At 68.1% G+C, this 12511-nt stretch carries 13 protein-coding genes; all 13 read left to right on the top strand.

The genetic code is table 11. The features are described 5' to 3' along the window. The first annotated feature begins 4 nt into the window (after positions 1-4). The 13 genes from RBB34_RS02580 to RBB34_RS02520 all read left to right on the top strand — a co-directional run bounded on the left by RBB34_RS02580 (position 5) and on the right by RBB34_RS02520 (position 12489). A complete protein-coding gene (locus RBB34_RS02580) occupies positions 5-484 on the top strand; it encodes a VOC family protein (protein ID WP_306117628.1) in 480 nt (159 codons plus the stop codon). A 2-nt stretch (positions 485-486) separates the two neighbouring features. Next, positions 487-1479 carry a M14 family metallopeptidase gene (locus RBB34_RS02575; RefSeq protein WP_306117627.1) on the top strand — a complete coding sequence of 331 codons (993 nt, stop codon included), beginning with the start codon at positions 487-489 and terminating at the stop codon, positions 1477-1479. A 4-nt stretch (positions 1480-1483) separates the two neighbouring features. Next, positions 1484-2404 carry a polysaccharide deacetylase family protein gene (locus RBB34_RS02570; RefSeq protein WP_306117626.1) on the top strand — a complete coding sequence of 307 codons (921 nt, stop codon included), beginning with the start codon at positions 1484-1486 and terminating at the stop codon, positions 2402-2404. Then, a complete protein-coding gene (locus tag RBB34_RS02565) occupies positions 2391-2888 on the top strand; it encodes an ureidoglycolate lyase (RefSeq protein WP_306117625.1) in 498 nt (165 codons plus the stop codon). Before RBB34_RS02570 ends, RBB34_RS02565 begins: the two co-directional genes overlap by 14 nt. Before the next feature lie 186 nt (positions 2889-3074). Beyond that, positions 3075-3791, top strand: coding sequence for a GntR family transcriptional regulator (locus RBB34_RS02560; RefSeq protein WP_306117624.1), 717 nt, complete (start codon positions 3075-3077; stop codon positions 3789-3791). 13 nt (positions 3792-3804) lie between these two features. Continuing rightward, a complete protein-coding gene (locus tag RBB34_RS02555; RefSeq protein ID WP_306117623.1) occupies positions 3805-4722 on the top strand; it encodes an NAD(P)-dependent oxidoreductase in 918 nt (305 codons plus the stop codon). Then, the gene (locus RBB34_RS02550; protein ID WP_306117622.1) at positions 4719-5804 is read left to right on the top strand and encodes a Gfo/Idh/MocA family oxidoreductase; all 1086 of its coding nucleotides are present in this window, start codon (positions 4719-4721) and stop codon (positions 5802-5804) included. Before RBB34_RS02555 ends, RBB34_RS02550 begins: the two co-directional genes overlap by 4 nt. Next, the gene (locus RBB34_RS02545; protein ID WP_306117621.1) at positions 5801-7363 is read left to right on the top strand and encodes an ABC transporter substrate-binding protein; all 1563 of its coding nucleotides are present in this window, start codon (positions 5801-5803) and stop codon (positions 7361-7363) included. Before RBB34_RS02550 ends, RBB34_RS02545 begins: the two co-directional genes overlap by 4 nt. A gap of 73 nt (positions 7364-7436) precedes the next feature. Then, entirely contained in the window at positions 7437-8411 is a 975-nt protein-coding gene (locus RBB34_RS02540) for an ABC transporter permease (protein ID WP_306117620.1), read from the top strand. A gap of 8 nt (positions 8412-8419) precedes the next feature. Next, on the top strand, positions 8420-9346 hold the full coding sequence (locus tag RBB34_RS02535) for an ABC transporter permease (protein ID WP_306117619.1): 927 nt from the start codon (positions 8420-8422) through the stop codon (positions 9344-9346). A gap of 8 nt (positions 9347-9354) precedes the next feature. Then, positions 9355-10431 carry a Gfo/Idh/MocA family oxidoreductase gene (locus tag RBB34_RS02530; RefSeq protein WP_306117618.1) on the top strand — a complete coding sequence of 359 codons (1077 nt, stop codon included), beginning with the start codon at positions 9355-9357 and terminating at the stop codon, positions 10429-10431. Beyond that, entirely contained in the window at positions 10424-11131 is a 708-nt protein-coding gene (locus tag RBB34_RS02525) for an SDR family oxidoreductase (protein ID WP_306117617.1), read from the top strand. The genes RBB34_RS02530 and RBB34_RS02525 overlap by 8 nt, the downstream gene beginning before the upstream one ends. Beyond that, positions 11128-12489 carry a M20/M25/M40 family metallo-hydrolase gene (locus RBB34_RS02520; protein WP_306117616.1) on the top strand — a complete coding sequence of 454 codons (1362 nt, stop codon included), beginning with the start codon at positions 11128-11130 and terminating at the stop codon, positions 12487-12489. Before RBB34_RS02525 ends, RBB34_RS02520 begins: the two co-directional genes overlap by 4 nt. Positions 12490-12511 lie beyond the last annotated feature (22 nt).

Here is a 12511-nt window from a genome sequence, read left to right as displayed (position 1 = left end):
CCCCATGAAATCGGACAATCCAAACGTCAAGGGAATCAAGCACATGGCCTTTGCCGTGCGCGACGCGCAAAAGGCGCTCGATGCCTATGCGCGCTTCCTGCACGTGCCCGCCGACACGGCCATCGAGGTCTTCCCCAAATCGCAGAACAAGGTCGCCCTGTTCCATCTGGGCGGGATCGAATACCAGCTCTGCCAGTCCATGGTGCCCGACGGCCGTTTCGCCCGGTGGATCGACGAGCGCGGCGCCGAGGGCCTGCATCACATCTGCTACGAGGTCGACGACATCGAGGCGGCCCTTGCCCACGCACAGCAGCAGGGCGCCACGCTGCGCATCTGCCAGGCCTGCCAGAAATACGGCGCCCACCCGCATCCGGAAGGATGGGTCGCCTTTCTCGACGACGAGGCGGGCGGCATCGAGATCGAGTTCATGCAGGTCTACACGCCCGAGCAACTCAAGGAATACGAACAATATCAGGGAATCTGAGCATGTCGGCTGCCCGAACCGTCACCATCGGCACGGCGAGCGCCGCCCCCGGCGAAGTCGCGCGCGGCGCCATTGCCGTCACCGAACTGGCCGGCGGAACGCCGCTGGAAATCCCGGTCATCGTCATCAACGGCGCCGAACCCGGCCGCTGCTTCTGGGTGAACGGCGCCATTCACGGCGACGAGCCCGAAGGTCCGCTCGCCTGCCAGATCGCTTGCGCCGAGGTCGACCCGGCAAAGCTCGAGGGCACGCTGGTGCTGTGCCCGGTGCTCAATGTGCCGGCCTTCGAGGCGGCCCAGCGCGGCAACCCGCTCGACACGTTCAGCCATGACATGAACCGCATCTACCCCGGCCGCGCCGACGGCTATCTGACCGAGCGCATCGCCGCCGCCCATGCCGCGGCGATGGGCCCGGTCGCCGATATCGAGATCTCGATCCATTCGGGCGGTGCCCACTCCTTCCTGGACAAGGCGATCTTCGTCGACGAGCGCCCCGAATCGGTGGAACTGGCCAAGGCGATGGGGCCGGGCTGGGGCTGCATCATGTCCAACTTCAACCCCAAGGGCAGCCCGATGGCCCATCTGAAGGAACTGGGCAGGGTCGGCATCACCGTCGAGCTCGGCGGCCGCTCGGCGACCTCGCCGGCCGAATTCGCCCGCGTCGGGCGCGAACTGGCCGATTCGATCCTCAACATCCTGCGGCACTACCGGATGTATCCGGGCGAGGCGCGCTATCCCTCGCCGTGCTACAAGGGCCAGCAGCAGGCATTGCTCGCCCCTGCCTCGGGGATCTTCCTGCCCGACCCGCAGGTCCGGTTCCTGACGATGATGAACAAGGGCGACCCGATCGCCCGCATCGTCAACCTGTTCGGCGACACGCTGGCCGAACTGACCGCGCCCGCCGACGGCATGTTCTTCGGCCTGCGCGCCCTGCCCAACGTCACCACCGGCGATTGGTGCTGTTTCTTCTGCAAGGTCGAGGGGACGCGGGACTGACGTGATGGACCGAGCGCGCGATTTCGTCGGCTATGCGGATTGTCCGCCCGACATCACCTGGCCGAACGGCGCCCGGGTGGCGGTCAACTTCGTGCTCAACTACGAGGAGGGCTCGGAATATGCCATCGCCGAGGATGGCCGCACCGACACCACCCTCGTCGAGGTCGCCCAGGCGCGCGTTCCGGTCGGCGACCGCGACCTGGGTGCCGAAAGCATGTTCGAATATGGCAGCCGCGTCGGCTTCTGGCGGCTCTACCGGCTGTTTCGCGAGACCGGCCTGCCGCTGACCGTGTTCGCTTCGGCCCTGGCGCTCGAGCGCAATCCGGAGGCGGTTCGCGCGATCCGGGCGACGGACTGGGACGTGGTCTGTCACGGCTGGCGCTGGATCGAGCACTACCTTCTCGATGAAGCCACCGAGCGCGAGCACATCGCCCGCGGCCATGACACGCTGACGCGACTGCTCGGCCGGTCCCCGCAAGGCTTTTATTGCCGCTACGCGCCCTCGGTGGCGACGCGCCGGCTCGTCGTCGAGCACGGCGGATTTGCCTATGACAGCGACGCCTACAACGACGAATTGCCCTACTGGACCGAAGTCGGCGGCAAGGCCCATCTGGTGGTGCCCTATTCGCTGGCGACCAACGACGCCAAGATGCTCGGCGCGGGCGGGCTGACCGGCCGGCTGTTCGGCGAATTCCTCATCGACAGCGTGGAGACGCTGATTGCCGAGGCCCAGGCGCATCCGCGCATGATGTCGGTGGGCATGCACTGCCGCATTCTGGGCCATCCAGGCCGGGTTCCGGCGTTGCGCGCCTTCATGGCGCATCTTGCCGGTCGCGACGATGTATGGGTGTGCCGGCGCGCCGATATCGCCGCGCACTGGCGCAAGGTGGCCCCCTACACGGAGAAGCGCCATGCGCTCGCTTGAGGCGACCGCCCCCGATCCGGCGCGCTTTGCGCCCTTCGGCGCGCTGATCGAGCAGCCGCGCGAGGTGGGCGACCGGCGGGTCTTCAGCCAGTGGCTGGCGCCCGTCGACGGGCTGGCGCAGAAGGTGCATCTGAACAAGGTCGCGCCGACCGCACTGCCCTCGGTACTCACGCGCCTCGAGCGCCATCCGCATGCCGCGCAGATGTTCCTGCCGGTCGATGTCGAGCGCTATCTGGTCACCGCCATGCCCTCGGCCGCCGACGGCGCGCCCGACCCGGCCGGCGCGGTGTGCATGCTGCTGCCCGGCTCGACCGGCGTCGTCTACCGGCCCGGCGTGTGGCATGCGTCGATGACCGTGCTCGATCGGACCGCGAGTTTCGCCGTCTTGATGTGGCGCGGCGCCCCGGACGACGATGTCTTCGCCGACATCGCCCCGCTCTCGCTCGGCCTGGCCGACCTCGTCCGCAGGGGGACGGGAACATGAGCCCTGCCGTCTTCGCCAACCGCCGGTCGGGGCTCCGCCGGGCCTGCGCGGCGGGCCGGCGGCCCACAGCGGTGAACGGGCCCGAGATCGATACGACCTTTTATGGCATGGTGCGCCTACCCATGGTTGCGCCCGCCCCGGCCCCGGCCGGGCGCGCAACCGCCCTTGCCAATGGAGACGCGCATCATGGCTGACTTGCAGCATGAACCTCACGATGACGGCCTTGTCCTGCCACCCGACACCAGCCCGCTGGGCCCGATCGAACAGACCCCGCTGAAGGTGCAGATCGCCGACCGGCTGCGCACCGCCATCGTCACCGGCAAGCTCAAACCCGGTGCGGTGCTCGTCGAGACCGCGCTCGCCGAACGGATGAACGTCTCGCGCGCCCCAATCCGCGAGGCCATCCAGATCCTCGAAAACGACGGTCTGGTCGAAACGGTCGCCTACAAGGGACGGCGCGTCAAACCGCTCTCGGTGCGCGAGGTCAGCGAGACCTACGACATGCGCCAGATCTTCGAGATGCGTGCGGTGCGCCGCATCATCGAGCGCAAGATCCCGGCCGGAGCGCTGTGGCAGCCCTGCCAGGACATGGAGCGCGCCGCCCAGGCCGGCGACCGCGAGGGCCTTGTCGCCGCCGACGAGCGCTTCCACCGCATGCTGATCACGCTCGCCGACCACCAGCTTCTGCTGCAATCGTGGAACAGCATCTATCTGCGCGTGCATCAGATCATGGCGCTGCGCAACGACCGGCGCGTGCCGCTGACCGACATCGCGGCCAACCACCCCCCGATCATCCGCGCGCTCGAAGAGGGCGACATGGACCGCGCCGTCGGGCTGATCGCCGAGCACACCCGCTCGCTGGAAAGCTTCGATCCCGCCACGATCGCCGGAGCACCGCAATGAGAGGCGGGCAGACATGAGCGCCGGGCGGGTCCTGATCACCGGGGCGGCCGGGTTTGTCGGAAGCGCGCTTGCGACAGGCTTTCTTGCTTCCCGCTGGCAGGTCGCCGCCGTCGACCGGGCCTTCGACGCTTCCGCTCGAACGCGCCTTTCCGGTGCCGACCGCATCCGCGCCGATCTGGGCGCCGATCCCGCCCCTGCCCTGCCGTCCGCCGATGTCATCATCCATGCCGCGGCGCTGACAACCGATCCCGCCGAGGCCGGCATCACCTGCGCCGACCATCTCGGCGCCAATCTCGCACCGCTCCTCGCCATCCTGCGCCATGCCGCGCGGTCCGCGCCCTCGGCCTTCGTCTTCCTGTCGTCGTCCGGCGTGTTCGAGCCCGGCGACGGCGATCCGGACCTGACCGACGCGTGCACGCCCACGGCGAGAACGCCCTACGCCGCCGCCAAGCGGGCCGGCGAGTTGCTGGCGCCGGCGGCACTGGCCGGGGTCTGCGACGTGCACGTGGTCCGGCTGGGCCATCTGTACGGCCCGCACGAGATGCCCCGGGCGAGCCGCATGGGCCTTTCGCGCGTCGCCCGCTACCGCGCCGACGCCGCCGCCGGCCGGCCGCTGATCCCCGCTGCGGGCGATCCGCGCCGAGAATGGACCCATGTCGACGATCTCGCGCCGGCTCTGACGCGCCTGCTTGCCGGACCGCCGCGCGCCGGCGCCGTTCACCTTTGCGCGCCGGCCGTCCTGCGCGACAGCGAACTGGCCGCCATCGTCGCAGCGGCCGTGCCCGGCACCCGCATCGCTCCGGCCCCGGAATCGGGGCCGCCGGCCAAGCCGCCGATGATCGCCAGCCGGCTTGCCGCCCTTGACGGCCTTGCCTGGACCGCACCCCGGGACGGCATCGCCGCGCTGTGCCGCCAGAAGGTGCCGGCATGAACGCGCTGCGGTTCATCCTCGTTGGCCTGGGTGCGCGCTCGCGCGTCTGGCGCCAGGTGATCGCGGACAATCCGCGCTGCACGATTGTCGGGCTCGTCGATGTCGATGCCGACCGGCGCGCCGCCGCCCTGGCGCAGTGTCCCGGCGCCGTGGCCGGCGACGATCTCGCCGAGGTCGCCGCGCGCGCCAGTGCGGACGCGGTTATCCTGATCACGCCGCCGGGCAACCGGCACACCCAGATCGCCGCCGCTTGCGATGCCGGCCTTGCCATCCTGGCCGAAAAGCCGCTGGCCGACAGCCTTGCCGCCGCAAGGGACCATGTCGCCGCAGCCGCCTCCGCCGGCATCGCCCTCAGCGTCGGGCTCAATTTCCGTTATCTCGCGGTGACGCGCGCGCTTTGCGAGCTTTTCGCCGAAGACCGGCTCGGCCCGCCGGAATTCGGTCACTTTACCTATGAACGCTGGCGCGACGGCCATCTTCCGCATCTCAACAAATACCCGCTCACCATGGACCAGCCCATGCTCTGGGAGCAGTCCATCCATCATTTCGACCTGATGCGCCATGTCTACCGGGCCGACCCGGTGCGCATCAGCGCGCGGACCTGGAACCCGTCCTGGTCGATGTACCGCCATGACGCCAACGTTGCGGCGCTGATCACCTTCGAGCGCGGCATCGAGGTGACATATCAGGGCACATGGGCCGGCAATTGGGCGCAGCCGCGCTTCGAGTGGCGCACCGACTGCCGCCACGGCGTCGCCATCCAGTCCGACATGTTCGGCGCGCTCGGCCATGCCCGGCGCGACGATCCCGAACTCATCCCCGTCGACCTGCCCGCCCATGCGGCGTGGATCGACGATGCCGCCGCGCTGCTGGCCGACTTCGTCGCCGGCCTTGCCGACGGCGCCCCCCTGCCCTGCCCGGGCGAGGATCACCTGACGTCGCTCCGCATGGTCGAGGCGTGCATCCGCGCCGCGGCCACTGGCCAGACGCTAGACCTGACCACCCCGGCCGTGGCCCAGGAGCCGGCCGGGACCTTCGCCAACCGTTCAACGACACCAAAAGCAGAAAGGATCGCCAAATGAGACGTTTGGGAACCTTGGCAGCGGCGGGGGCCACAGGCCTTCTGCTCTGCTCCACGGCATTGGCACAGCAGCCCGACGAGAACACGCTCGTCGTCGGGCTCAGTGCCGACATCACCACCTTCGAGCCCGCCAACATCTCCTCGCGCGACAACTCCAACATCGCCCGCCACATCTTCGGCACGCTCTACACCATTTCGGGCGATGGCGACGTGCAGCCCGACCTGGCCGAGGATTTGCAGATCTCCGATGACGGGCTGGCCTATGTCTACACGCTGCGCGAGGGCCTGACCTGCCATGACGGCGAGGCGCTGACCGCCGAGGACGCGGCCTACAGCTTCAACCGTGCCGCCGATCCGGCGAACAACTTCACCGGCAACACGCCCGGCTTCGTGTTCTCCTCGATCGGCTTCGACAGCGCCGAGGCGCTCGACGAGCAGCGCGTGCAGATCAACATCGAGCGCAAGAACCCGATCGCCTTCGGCCTGATCGCCGAAGTGTTCATCCACTGCAAGGACAGCTACGAGGCGATGTCGCTCGACGAGGCCTCGGCCAATCCGATCGGCTCGGGACCCTACAGGCTCGCCTCCTGGGATCGCGGCTCGCAGGTGGTGCTCGAGAAGGTCGACGACCCCAACAGCCCGGCCAACATGGAGCGGATCGTCTGGCGCATCATTCCCGAGGCCTCGACCCGCACGGCCGAACTGATCGCCGGCAATGTCGACATCATCACCAACGTCGCCCCCGACCAGATCGATGCGATCAACAATTCGGGCGGTGCCGAGGTGCAGGCAGTCCAGGGCACGCGCCGCATGTATGTCGGCTTCAACCTGTCCGACGAGTTCGCCCAGATGCCCGGCGGCGACGCGATCCAGGACCCGGCCGTGCGCCGCGCCCTGCAATATGCGGTCGACGTTCCGTCCATCTGCAAGCAGTTGCTCAACTTCGAGTGCGAGCGCATGACCGGCATCGTCAATCCGCCGAACGCGCATCCTGACATCGAGCCCTATCCCTACGATCCCGAGACCGCCGAGCGGCTGCTCGACGAGGCCGGCTGGCCGCGCGGCGAGGACGGCGTGCGGTTCGAGATCCGCCTTCAGGCGGGCCAGGGCCGCTATCTGAACGACCGCAACGTCGTTCTGGCCATCGCCCAGTATCTCGAGGACGTCGGGCTCGACGTCGAGGTCGACATCATGGAGTGGGCGAGCGTCTATATCCCGCTCATCCGCCAGCGGGCGGCCGGACCGCTCTACTTCATCGGTTCGGGCGGTGCGCTGTGGTCGCCGCTCTACGACATGACCGACCTCGCCCGCGTCGATTCGGGCACCAACTACACCCATTGGGACGACCCGCGCTGGTTCGACCGCTGGGAGGACATCGCCAACGCCGAGACCGAGGAAGAAACCCGGCAGATCGTCAACGAGATGCTCGAGGTGTTCTACGAGGACGGCCCCTGGCTGCACCTTTACTTCCAGCCCGACTTCTACGGCGTGTCGGACCGTGTCGACTTCGAGGCCCGTCCCGACGAGAAGGTCTATCTCTTCGACACCGGCCTGAACTGACCCGACCGCAACCACGGCCGTCGCGCGCCATCAACGCGCGGCGGCCATTGCCCGATTCAAGGACACCGCCCGCATGTGGACCTTCATCGTCAGACGGCTGCTGCAAAGCGTCATCGTGATCCTGGGCGTGACGCTGATCAGCTTCATCGCGCTGCAGATCGGCGGCGATCCGACCTATCTGTTCGTTTCCGAGCGGGCCACCGACGAAGAGATCGCCATGGTGCGCCGGGCGCTGGGCTTCGACCAGCCGCTGCACATCCAGTACCTGACCTATCTGGGCAACGTGGCGCAAGGCGATTTCGGCAACTCGCTCAGCTACCGCCAGCCGGCCATGGAAATCGTGCTGGGCGCGCTGCCCGCAACGATCGAACTGACGATCTTCGCCATGCTGTTCGCCATCGTGCTGGCGATCCCCTTCGGCGTGTTCGCCGCGCTCTACCGCGGCACCGCCGTCGACGGCTCGATCATGACCATGGCCATGTTCGGCCAGTCCGTCCCCAATTTCTGGCTCGGCATCATGATGATCCTGTTCTTCGGGCTCTATCTGGGCTGGCTGCCGATTTCCGGGCACGTGCCCTTCCTGATGCCGCTGCTGCGCGGCGATTTCGTCACCGCCTTCACCAACCTGCCGCAGACGATCTACTATCTGATCCTGCCCGGCGTGGCCGTGGCCTTCTATTCGCTGTCGCGCAATGCGCGCCTCGTGCGCTCGTCCATGCTCGAAGTGCTCGGCCAGGACTATGTGCGCACCGCCCGCTCCAAGGGCATCTCCGAATACGCCGTCATCACCCACCACGCCCTGCGCAATGCCTGGCTGCCGGTGGTCACCATGATCGGGCTCGAATTCGGCTTCCTGCTGGGCGGCGTCGTCGTCATCGAGACGGTGTTCAGCTATCCGGGCATCGGCCGGCTCGTCTTCAACGCCATCAACCAGCGCGACATTCCGCTGGTGCAGGCCTCGGTCATCGTCCTGTCGGTGATCTTCATCGTCCTCAACCTCGTCGTCGATCTCGTCTATGCGCGCATCGACCCGCGCGTGAAACTGTGAGCGAGCCCATGACCGACATGGCATCCGATGGTCTGACCACCCTTTCGCCGCAGCGCGAATCCAATTTCCGCCGCGAACTCAAACGCGCCGTGCGCAGCATGGTCGCGGCCAAATGGCCGGTGCTGGCGCTTGTCGTGCTCGGCGCCGTGCTGATCGTGGCGATCTTCGGCCCGCTGCTGGCTCCGCTCGATCCCAACCGGCAGAACATCATGCTGCGCCTGGCCGAGCCCATGGCCGAGGGCCCGCGCGGCGCCACCTTCTGGCTGGGCTCGGACGCGCTCGGCCGCGACGTGCTCTCGCGCCTTCTTTATGGCGCGCGCATCTCGCTTCTGGTCGGCGTGTGCGCGATCTTCGTGGGCGGCGCCATCGGCACGGTGGCCGGGCTGGTCGCGGGCTATTTCGGCGGCCGCATCGACGATGTCTTCATGCGGCTGGGCGACATCCAGCTCGCCTTCCCCTTCATCCTGCTGGCGATCATGTTCCTGGTCGTGCTCGGGCCGGGCGTGGTCAATCTGATCCTGGTGCTCGGCATCGGCCAGTGGGTGACCTATGCGCGCATCGTGCGCGCCCAGACCCTGTCGCTGCGCGAAAAGGAGTTCGTCGAGGCGGCCCGGGCGCTCGGCGACAGCACCACCTCGATCATCTTTCGCACAATCCTGCCCAACATCGTCGCCCCGCTGACCGTGATCGCCTCGTTCAACGTGGCGAGCGTGATCCTGGCCGAGGCGGCGCTGTCCTTCCTGGGCCTGGGCGTGCCGCCCGAAGTGCCGACCTGGGGCTCGATGCTGGCCGAAAGCCGCGAACAGCTCATCGCCAACAAATGGTGGCTGGCGGTGTTCCCCGGCCTTGCCATCGTGCTCACCGTGCTGAGCTTCAACATCATCGGAGACTGGCTGCGCGATTTCCTCGATCCGCGGCTCAAGGAGAGAGGATAAGACGAACCATGAAGGTCGCGATCATCGGCGCAAGCTTCGCCCGTGCCGCCTATCTGCCCGCGCTCGCCCATGTCGAGGGCGCCGAGGTGGTGGCCATCGCCTCGGGCCGGCTCGAAAGCGCGCAATCGGCCGCCGACGCCTTCGGCGTGCCGCACGCCCATGACGACTGGCGGGCCATGCTCGACGCCCACCGGGTCGATCTGGTGTGCATTGCAACGCCCACCGTGCTGCATGCCCCGCAGACGCTGGCGGCCATCGAGGCGGGCGCCCATGTGCTGTGCGAAAAGCCCACCGCGATGAATGCGGCCGAAGCCGCGCGGATGCTATCGGCAGCCGAGGCGGCGGGCCGCATCCACATGATCGATCACGAACTGCGCTTCAATCCCAACCGCGCCCGCATCAGGCAGATGATCGCCGAAGGCGAACTGGGCGAGATCCGCCACGTCAACATCGCCAATATCGGCGCTAGCTGGTCCGATCCCGCCGGCCGGCCCAAGGGCGACTGGTGGAGCCTTGCCGACCAGGGCGGCGGCCGGCTCGGCGCCAATGGCAGCCACCAGGTCGACCTGCTGCGCTGGTGGCTGGGCGAGGTCGCCTGGGTCACCGGCGCCGCGCCGACCGTCATTGCCGAGCGCCGCGACAGGACCACCGGCGAGCCCTGGATGGCGACCGCCGACGACCTTGCCTGGTTCGCCCTCGAAATGGCCTCGGGCTCCATCGCCCAGGTCTTCATGTCCGGCGTCGCCGCCCACAATATCGGCAACGCGACCCAGATTTTCGGCTCCAAGGGCACCATCACCCTCGACAATGGCGACGAGAAGCTGTGGTTCGCAAGGGCCGGGCAGGGCTTCAAGGACATCTCCGTCACCGACCCCAATGCCGATCTCGACGGCGTCAATCCGGGCATCTGGAACGTCTCGGTCGTCTCGGTCATGCGCGAACTCGCCGCCGCGATCGACGGGGGCCGGCCGCTGGCGCGCGGGGCGACCTTCGCCGACGGGCTGGCCAATCAGAAGGTGCTCGACGCGGTGCGCGTTTCGGGAGCCGAACGACGCTGGGTGCGGCCGGACGACGTCCATGCGTAACGCGCGCACCGTGCTCGTGACCGGCGCCGCCCAGGGGCTCGGCGCGGCGATCGCCCGCCATCTCGCCGCGCGCGGCGACCGGCTGCTGCTGATCGACCGCGATGGGCAGGGCCTGGCGCGCACGCTCGCCGACTGCCCCGACGCGGCCGGCTGCGTCGCCGATCTTGCCGACGCCGAGGGCACCGAGCGCGCCATCGCCGAACTGGTGACCGGTCCGGTCGACACGCTGATCCACAATGCGGCGATCCTGCGCGTTCAGCCCATCCAGGCGGTCGACTTGCCGGGCTTCCAGGCGACCATGAATGTCGGCATTCAGGCCGGCTTCCAGCTCACCCGCGCCCTGTGGCCGACCATGGCCGAACGCGGCGGCATGCTGGTCTTCGTGTCCTCGCGCTCGGGCATCGAGGGCTTTGCCGGCGAGACCGCCTATTGCGCCGCCAAGCACGCGCTGGAAGGATTTTCCAAGTGCCTGGCGCTCGAGGGCGCCGATCACGGCATCGTCTCGGTCACCGTCACGCCGGGCATGTACATGCACACGCCCATGTCCGAGACCACCTACCCGCCCGAACTGCGCGCCCGCTGGGTCGATCCGATCCGGCTCGCGCCCGCCTTCGCCTGGCTTTCCGACACCCGTCCCGCCCATCTGTCGGGCCAGCGGCTCGATGCCTGGCAATTGACCAACAAGGATGCCGCCTCATGAGCATGCAAGCCGTCTACGACTGGATCGACGCCCACGCCGACGAGTGCATCGCCGATCTGCAGACGCTGGTGCGCCAGCCCTCCATCTCGGCGCAGAATGTCGGCCTTGAGGAGTGCGCCGCGCTCGTGCGCGACATGATGCATCGCGACGGCCTGCCGGCCGACCTTCACCCGCTGCCCGACGGCCCGCCGGTCGTCTTCGGCCATCTTCAGGCGAAGCGGCCGGCCAAGACGATCCTGTGCTATTCCCATTACGACGTGCAGCCGCCCGAGCCGATCGAGGCCTGGACCCATGGCGGGCCGTGGTCCGGCGCGGTCGTCGACGGCTTCCTGTATGGCCGCGGCGCCACCGACAACAAGTCCGGCGTTCTCGCCTTCAACAAGGCGGCCAAGGCGTTCTTGGCCGTGCGCGGCGAGGTTCCGGTCAACCTCAAGTTCCTGATCGAGGGCGAAGAGGAGATCGGCTCGCCCAATCTCGGGCCCTGGGCCGAGCGCAACAAGGCCATGCTCGAGGCCGACGGCATGCATTGCCTGGACGGCTCGGTCGAGGCGGGCACCGATGTCCCCGACGTCTCGCTCGGGCTGAAATCGGTGCTGTTCGTCGAGCTGATCGCGCGCGGCGCCAATGCCGACATCCACTCGCTCAATTTCCCCCTCGCCCCGGCCCCGGTCTGGGAGCTGGTCTGGGCGCTGTCGACCATTCTCGACCGGAACCGCCGCATCCTGATCGAGGACTGGGACGAAGGCATCTGGCAGCTCGACGCGGAAGACGAGCGCCAGCTCGTCGAGAAGGCGGGCCGGGTCGATCTCGACGCCATGCGCGAAGAATGGGGCATCGACAGCTTCGCACTCGGCCGCGACGGCATCGACGCGATCCGCGCGCGCACCTACGAGCCCACCGCCAACATCCAGGGCATCATTGCCGGCTATACCGGCCCGGGCACCAAGACGATCGTGCCCAACGAGGCGCGCGCCAGGCTCGACTTCCGGCTGATCCCGAACATCCAGCCCGACAGGGCGATCGCCAGGCTGAAGGCGCATCTTGAAAAGCACGGCTTCGGCCACATCGAGGTCAGGGCCTTCGACGGCGCCGAGCCGCCCTACAAGATCTCCGTGAGGGAGGATATCAGCCAGGCGATCATCGCCGCGGCCACCGAAGTCTACGGCGAACTGCCCGTGGTCAACGGCGTCTCCGCCGAGGGCGCGATCCTGCGCCATGTGTGGATACCGTGCGTGCTGACCGGCTTTGCCAATACCGGCGCGAACCTGCACGCACCCGACGAGAACATCGAGATCGCGCGCTACATCTCCGGCATCAAATATGCCGCCGCGATCATGGAGCATTTCGGCCGGCGGTGAGCCGCCGATCGGCGCCGATGCC

This window comes from Roseitalea sp. MMSF_3546 (genome assembly GCF_030732865.1).
Taxonomy (GTDB): Bacteria; Pseudomonadota; Alphaproteobacteria; order Rhizobiales; family Rhizobiaceae; genus Roseitalea.
Note: the sequence above shows the minus strand (reverse complement) of the source record. Positions and strands in the feature narration are given on the sequence as shown.

Excerpts from the sequence above, each read along its gene's own strand:
- RBB34_RS02580 (WP_306117628.1), top strand. The coding sequence starts at position 5 with ATGAAATCGGACAATCCAAACGTCAAGGGAATCAAGCACATGGCCTTT.
- RBB34_RS02570 (WP_306117626.1), top strand. The coding sequence starts at position 1,484 with ATGGACCGAGCGCGCGATTTCGTCGGCTATGCGGATTGTCCGCCCGAC.
- RBB34_RS02525 (WP_306117617.1), top strand. The coding sequence starts at position 10,424 with ATGCGTAACGCGCGCACCGTGCTCGTGACCGGCGCCGCCCAGGGGCTC.
- RBB34_RS02530 (WP_306117618.1), top strand. The coding sequence starts at position 9,355 with ATGAAGGTCGCGATCATCGGCGCAAGCTTCGCCCGTGCCGCCTATCTG.
- RBB34_RS02535 (WP_306117619.1), top strand. The coding sequence starts at position 8,420 with ATGACCGACATGGCATCCGATGGTCTGACCACCCTTTCGCCGCAGCGC.
- RBB34_RS02520 (WP_306117616.1), top strand. The coding sequence starts at position 11,128 with ATGAGCATGCAAGCCGTCTACGACTGGATCGACGCCCACGCCGACGAG.
- RBB34_RS02565 (WP_306117625.1), top strand. The coding sequence starts at position 2,391 with ATGCGCTCGCTTGAGGCGACCGCCCCCGATCCGGCGCGCTTTGCGCCC.
- RBB34_RS02550 (WP_306117622.1), top strand. The coding sequence starts at position 4,719 with ATGAACGCGCTGCGGTTCATCCTCGTTGGCCTGGGTGCGCGCTCGCGC.
- RBB34_RS02575 (WP_306117627.1), top strand. The coding sequence starts at position 487 with ATGTCGGCTGCCCGAACCGTCACCATCGGCACGGCGAGCGCCGCCCCC.
- RBB34_RS02560 (WP_306117624.1), top strand. The coding sequence starts at position 3,075 with ATGGCTGACTTGCAGCATGAACCTCACGATGACGGCCTTGTCCTGCCA.
- RBB34_RS02545 (WP_306117621.1), top strand. The coding sequence starts at position 5,801 with ATGAGACGTTTGGGAACCTTGGCAGCGGCGGGGGCCACAGGCCTTCTG.
- RBB34_RS02555 (WP_306117623.1), top strand. The coding sequence starts at position 3,805 with ATGAGCGCCGGGCGGGTCCTGATCACCGGGGCGGCCGGGTTTGTCGGA.
- RBB34_RS02540 (WP_306117620.1), top strand. The coding sequence starts at position 7,437 with ATGTGGACCTTCATCGTCAGACGGCTGCTGCAAAGCGTCATCGTGATC.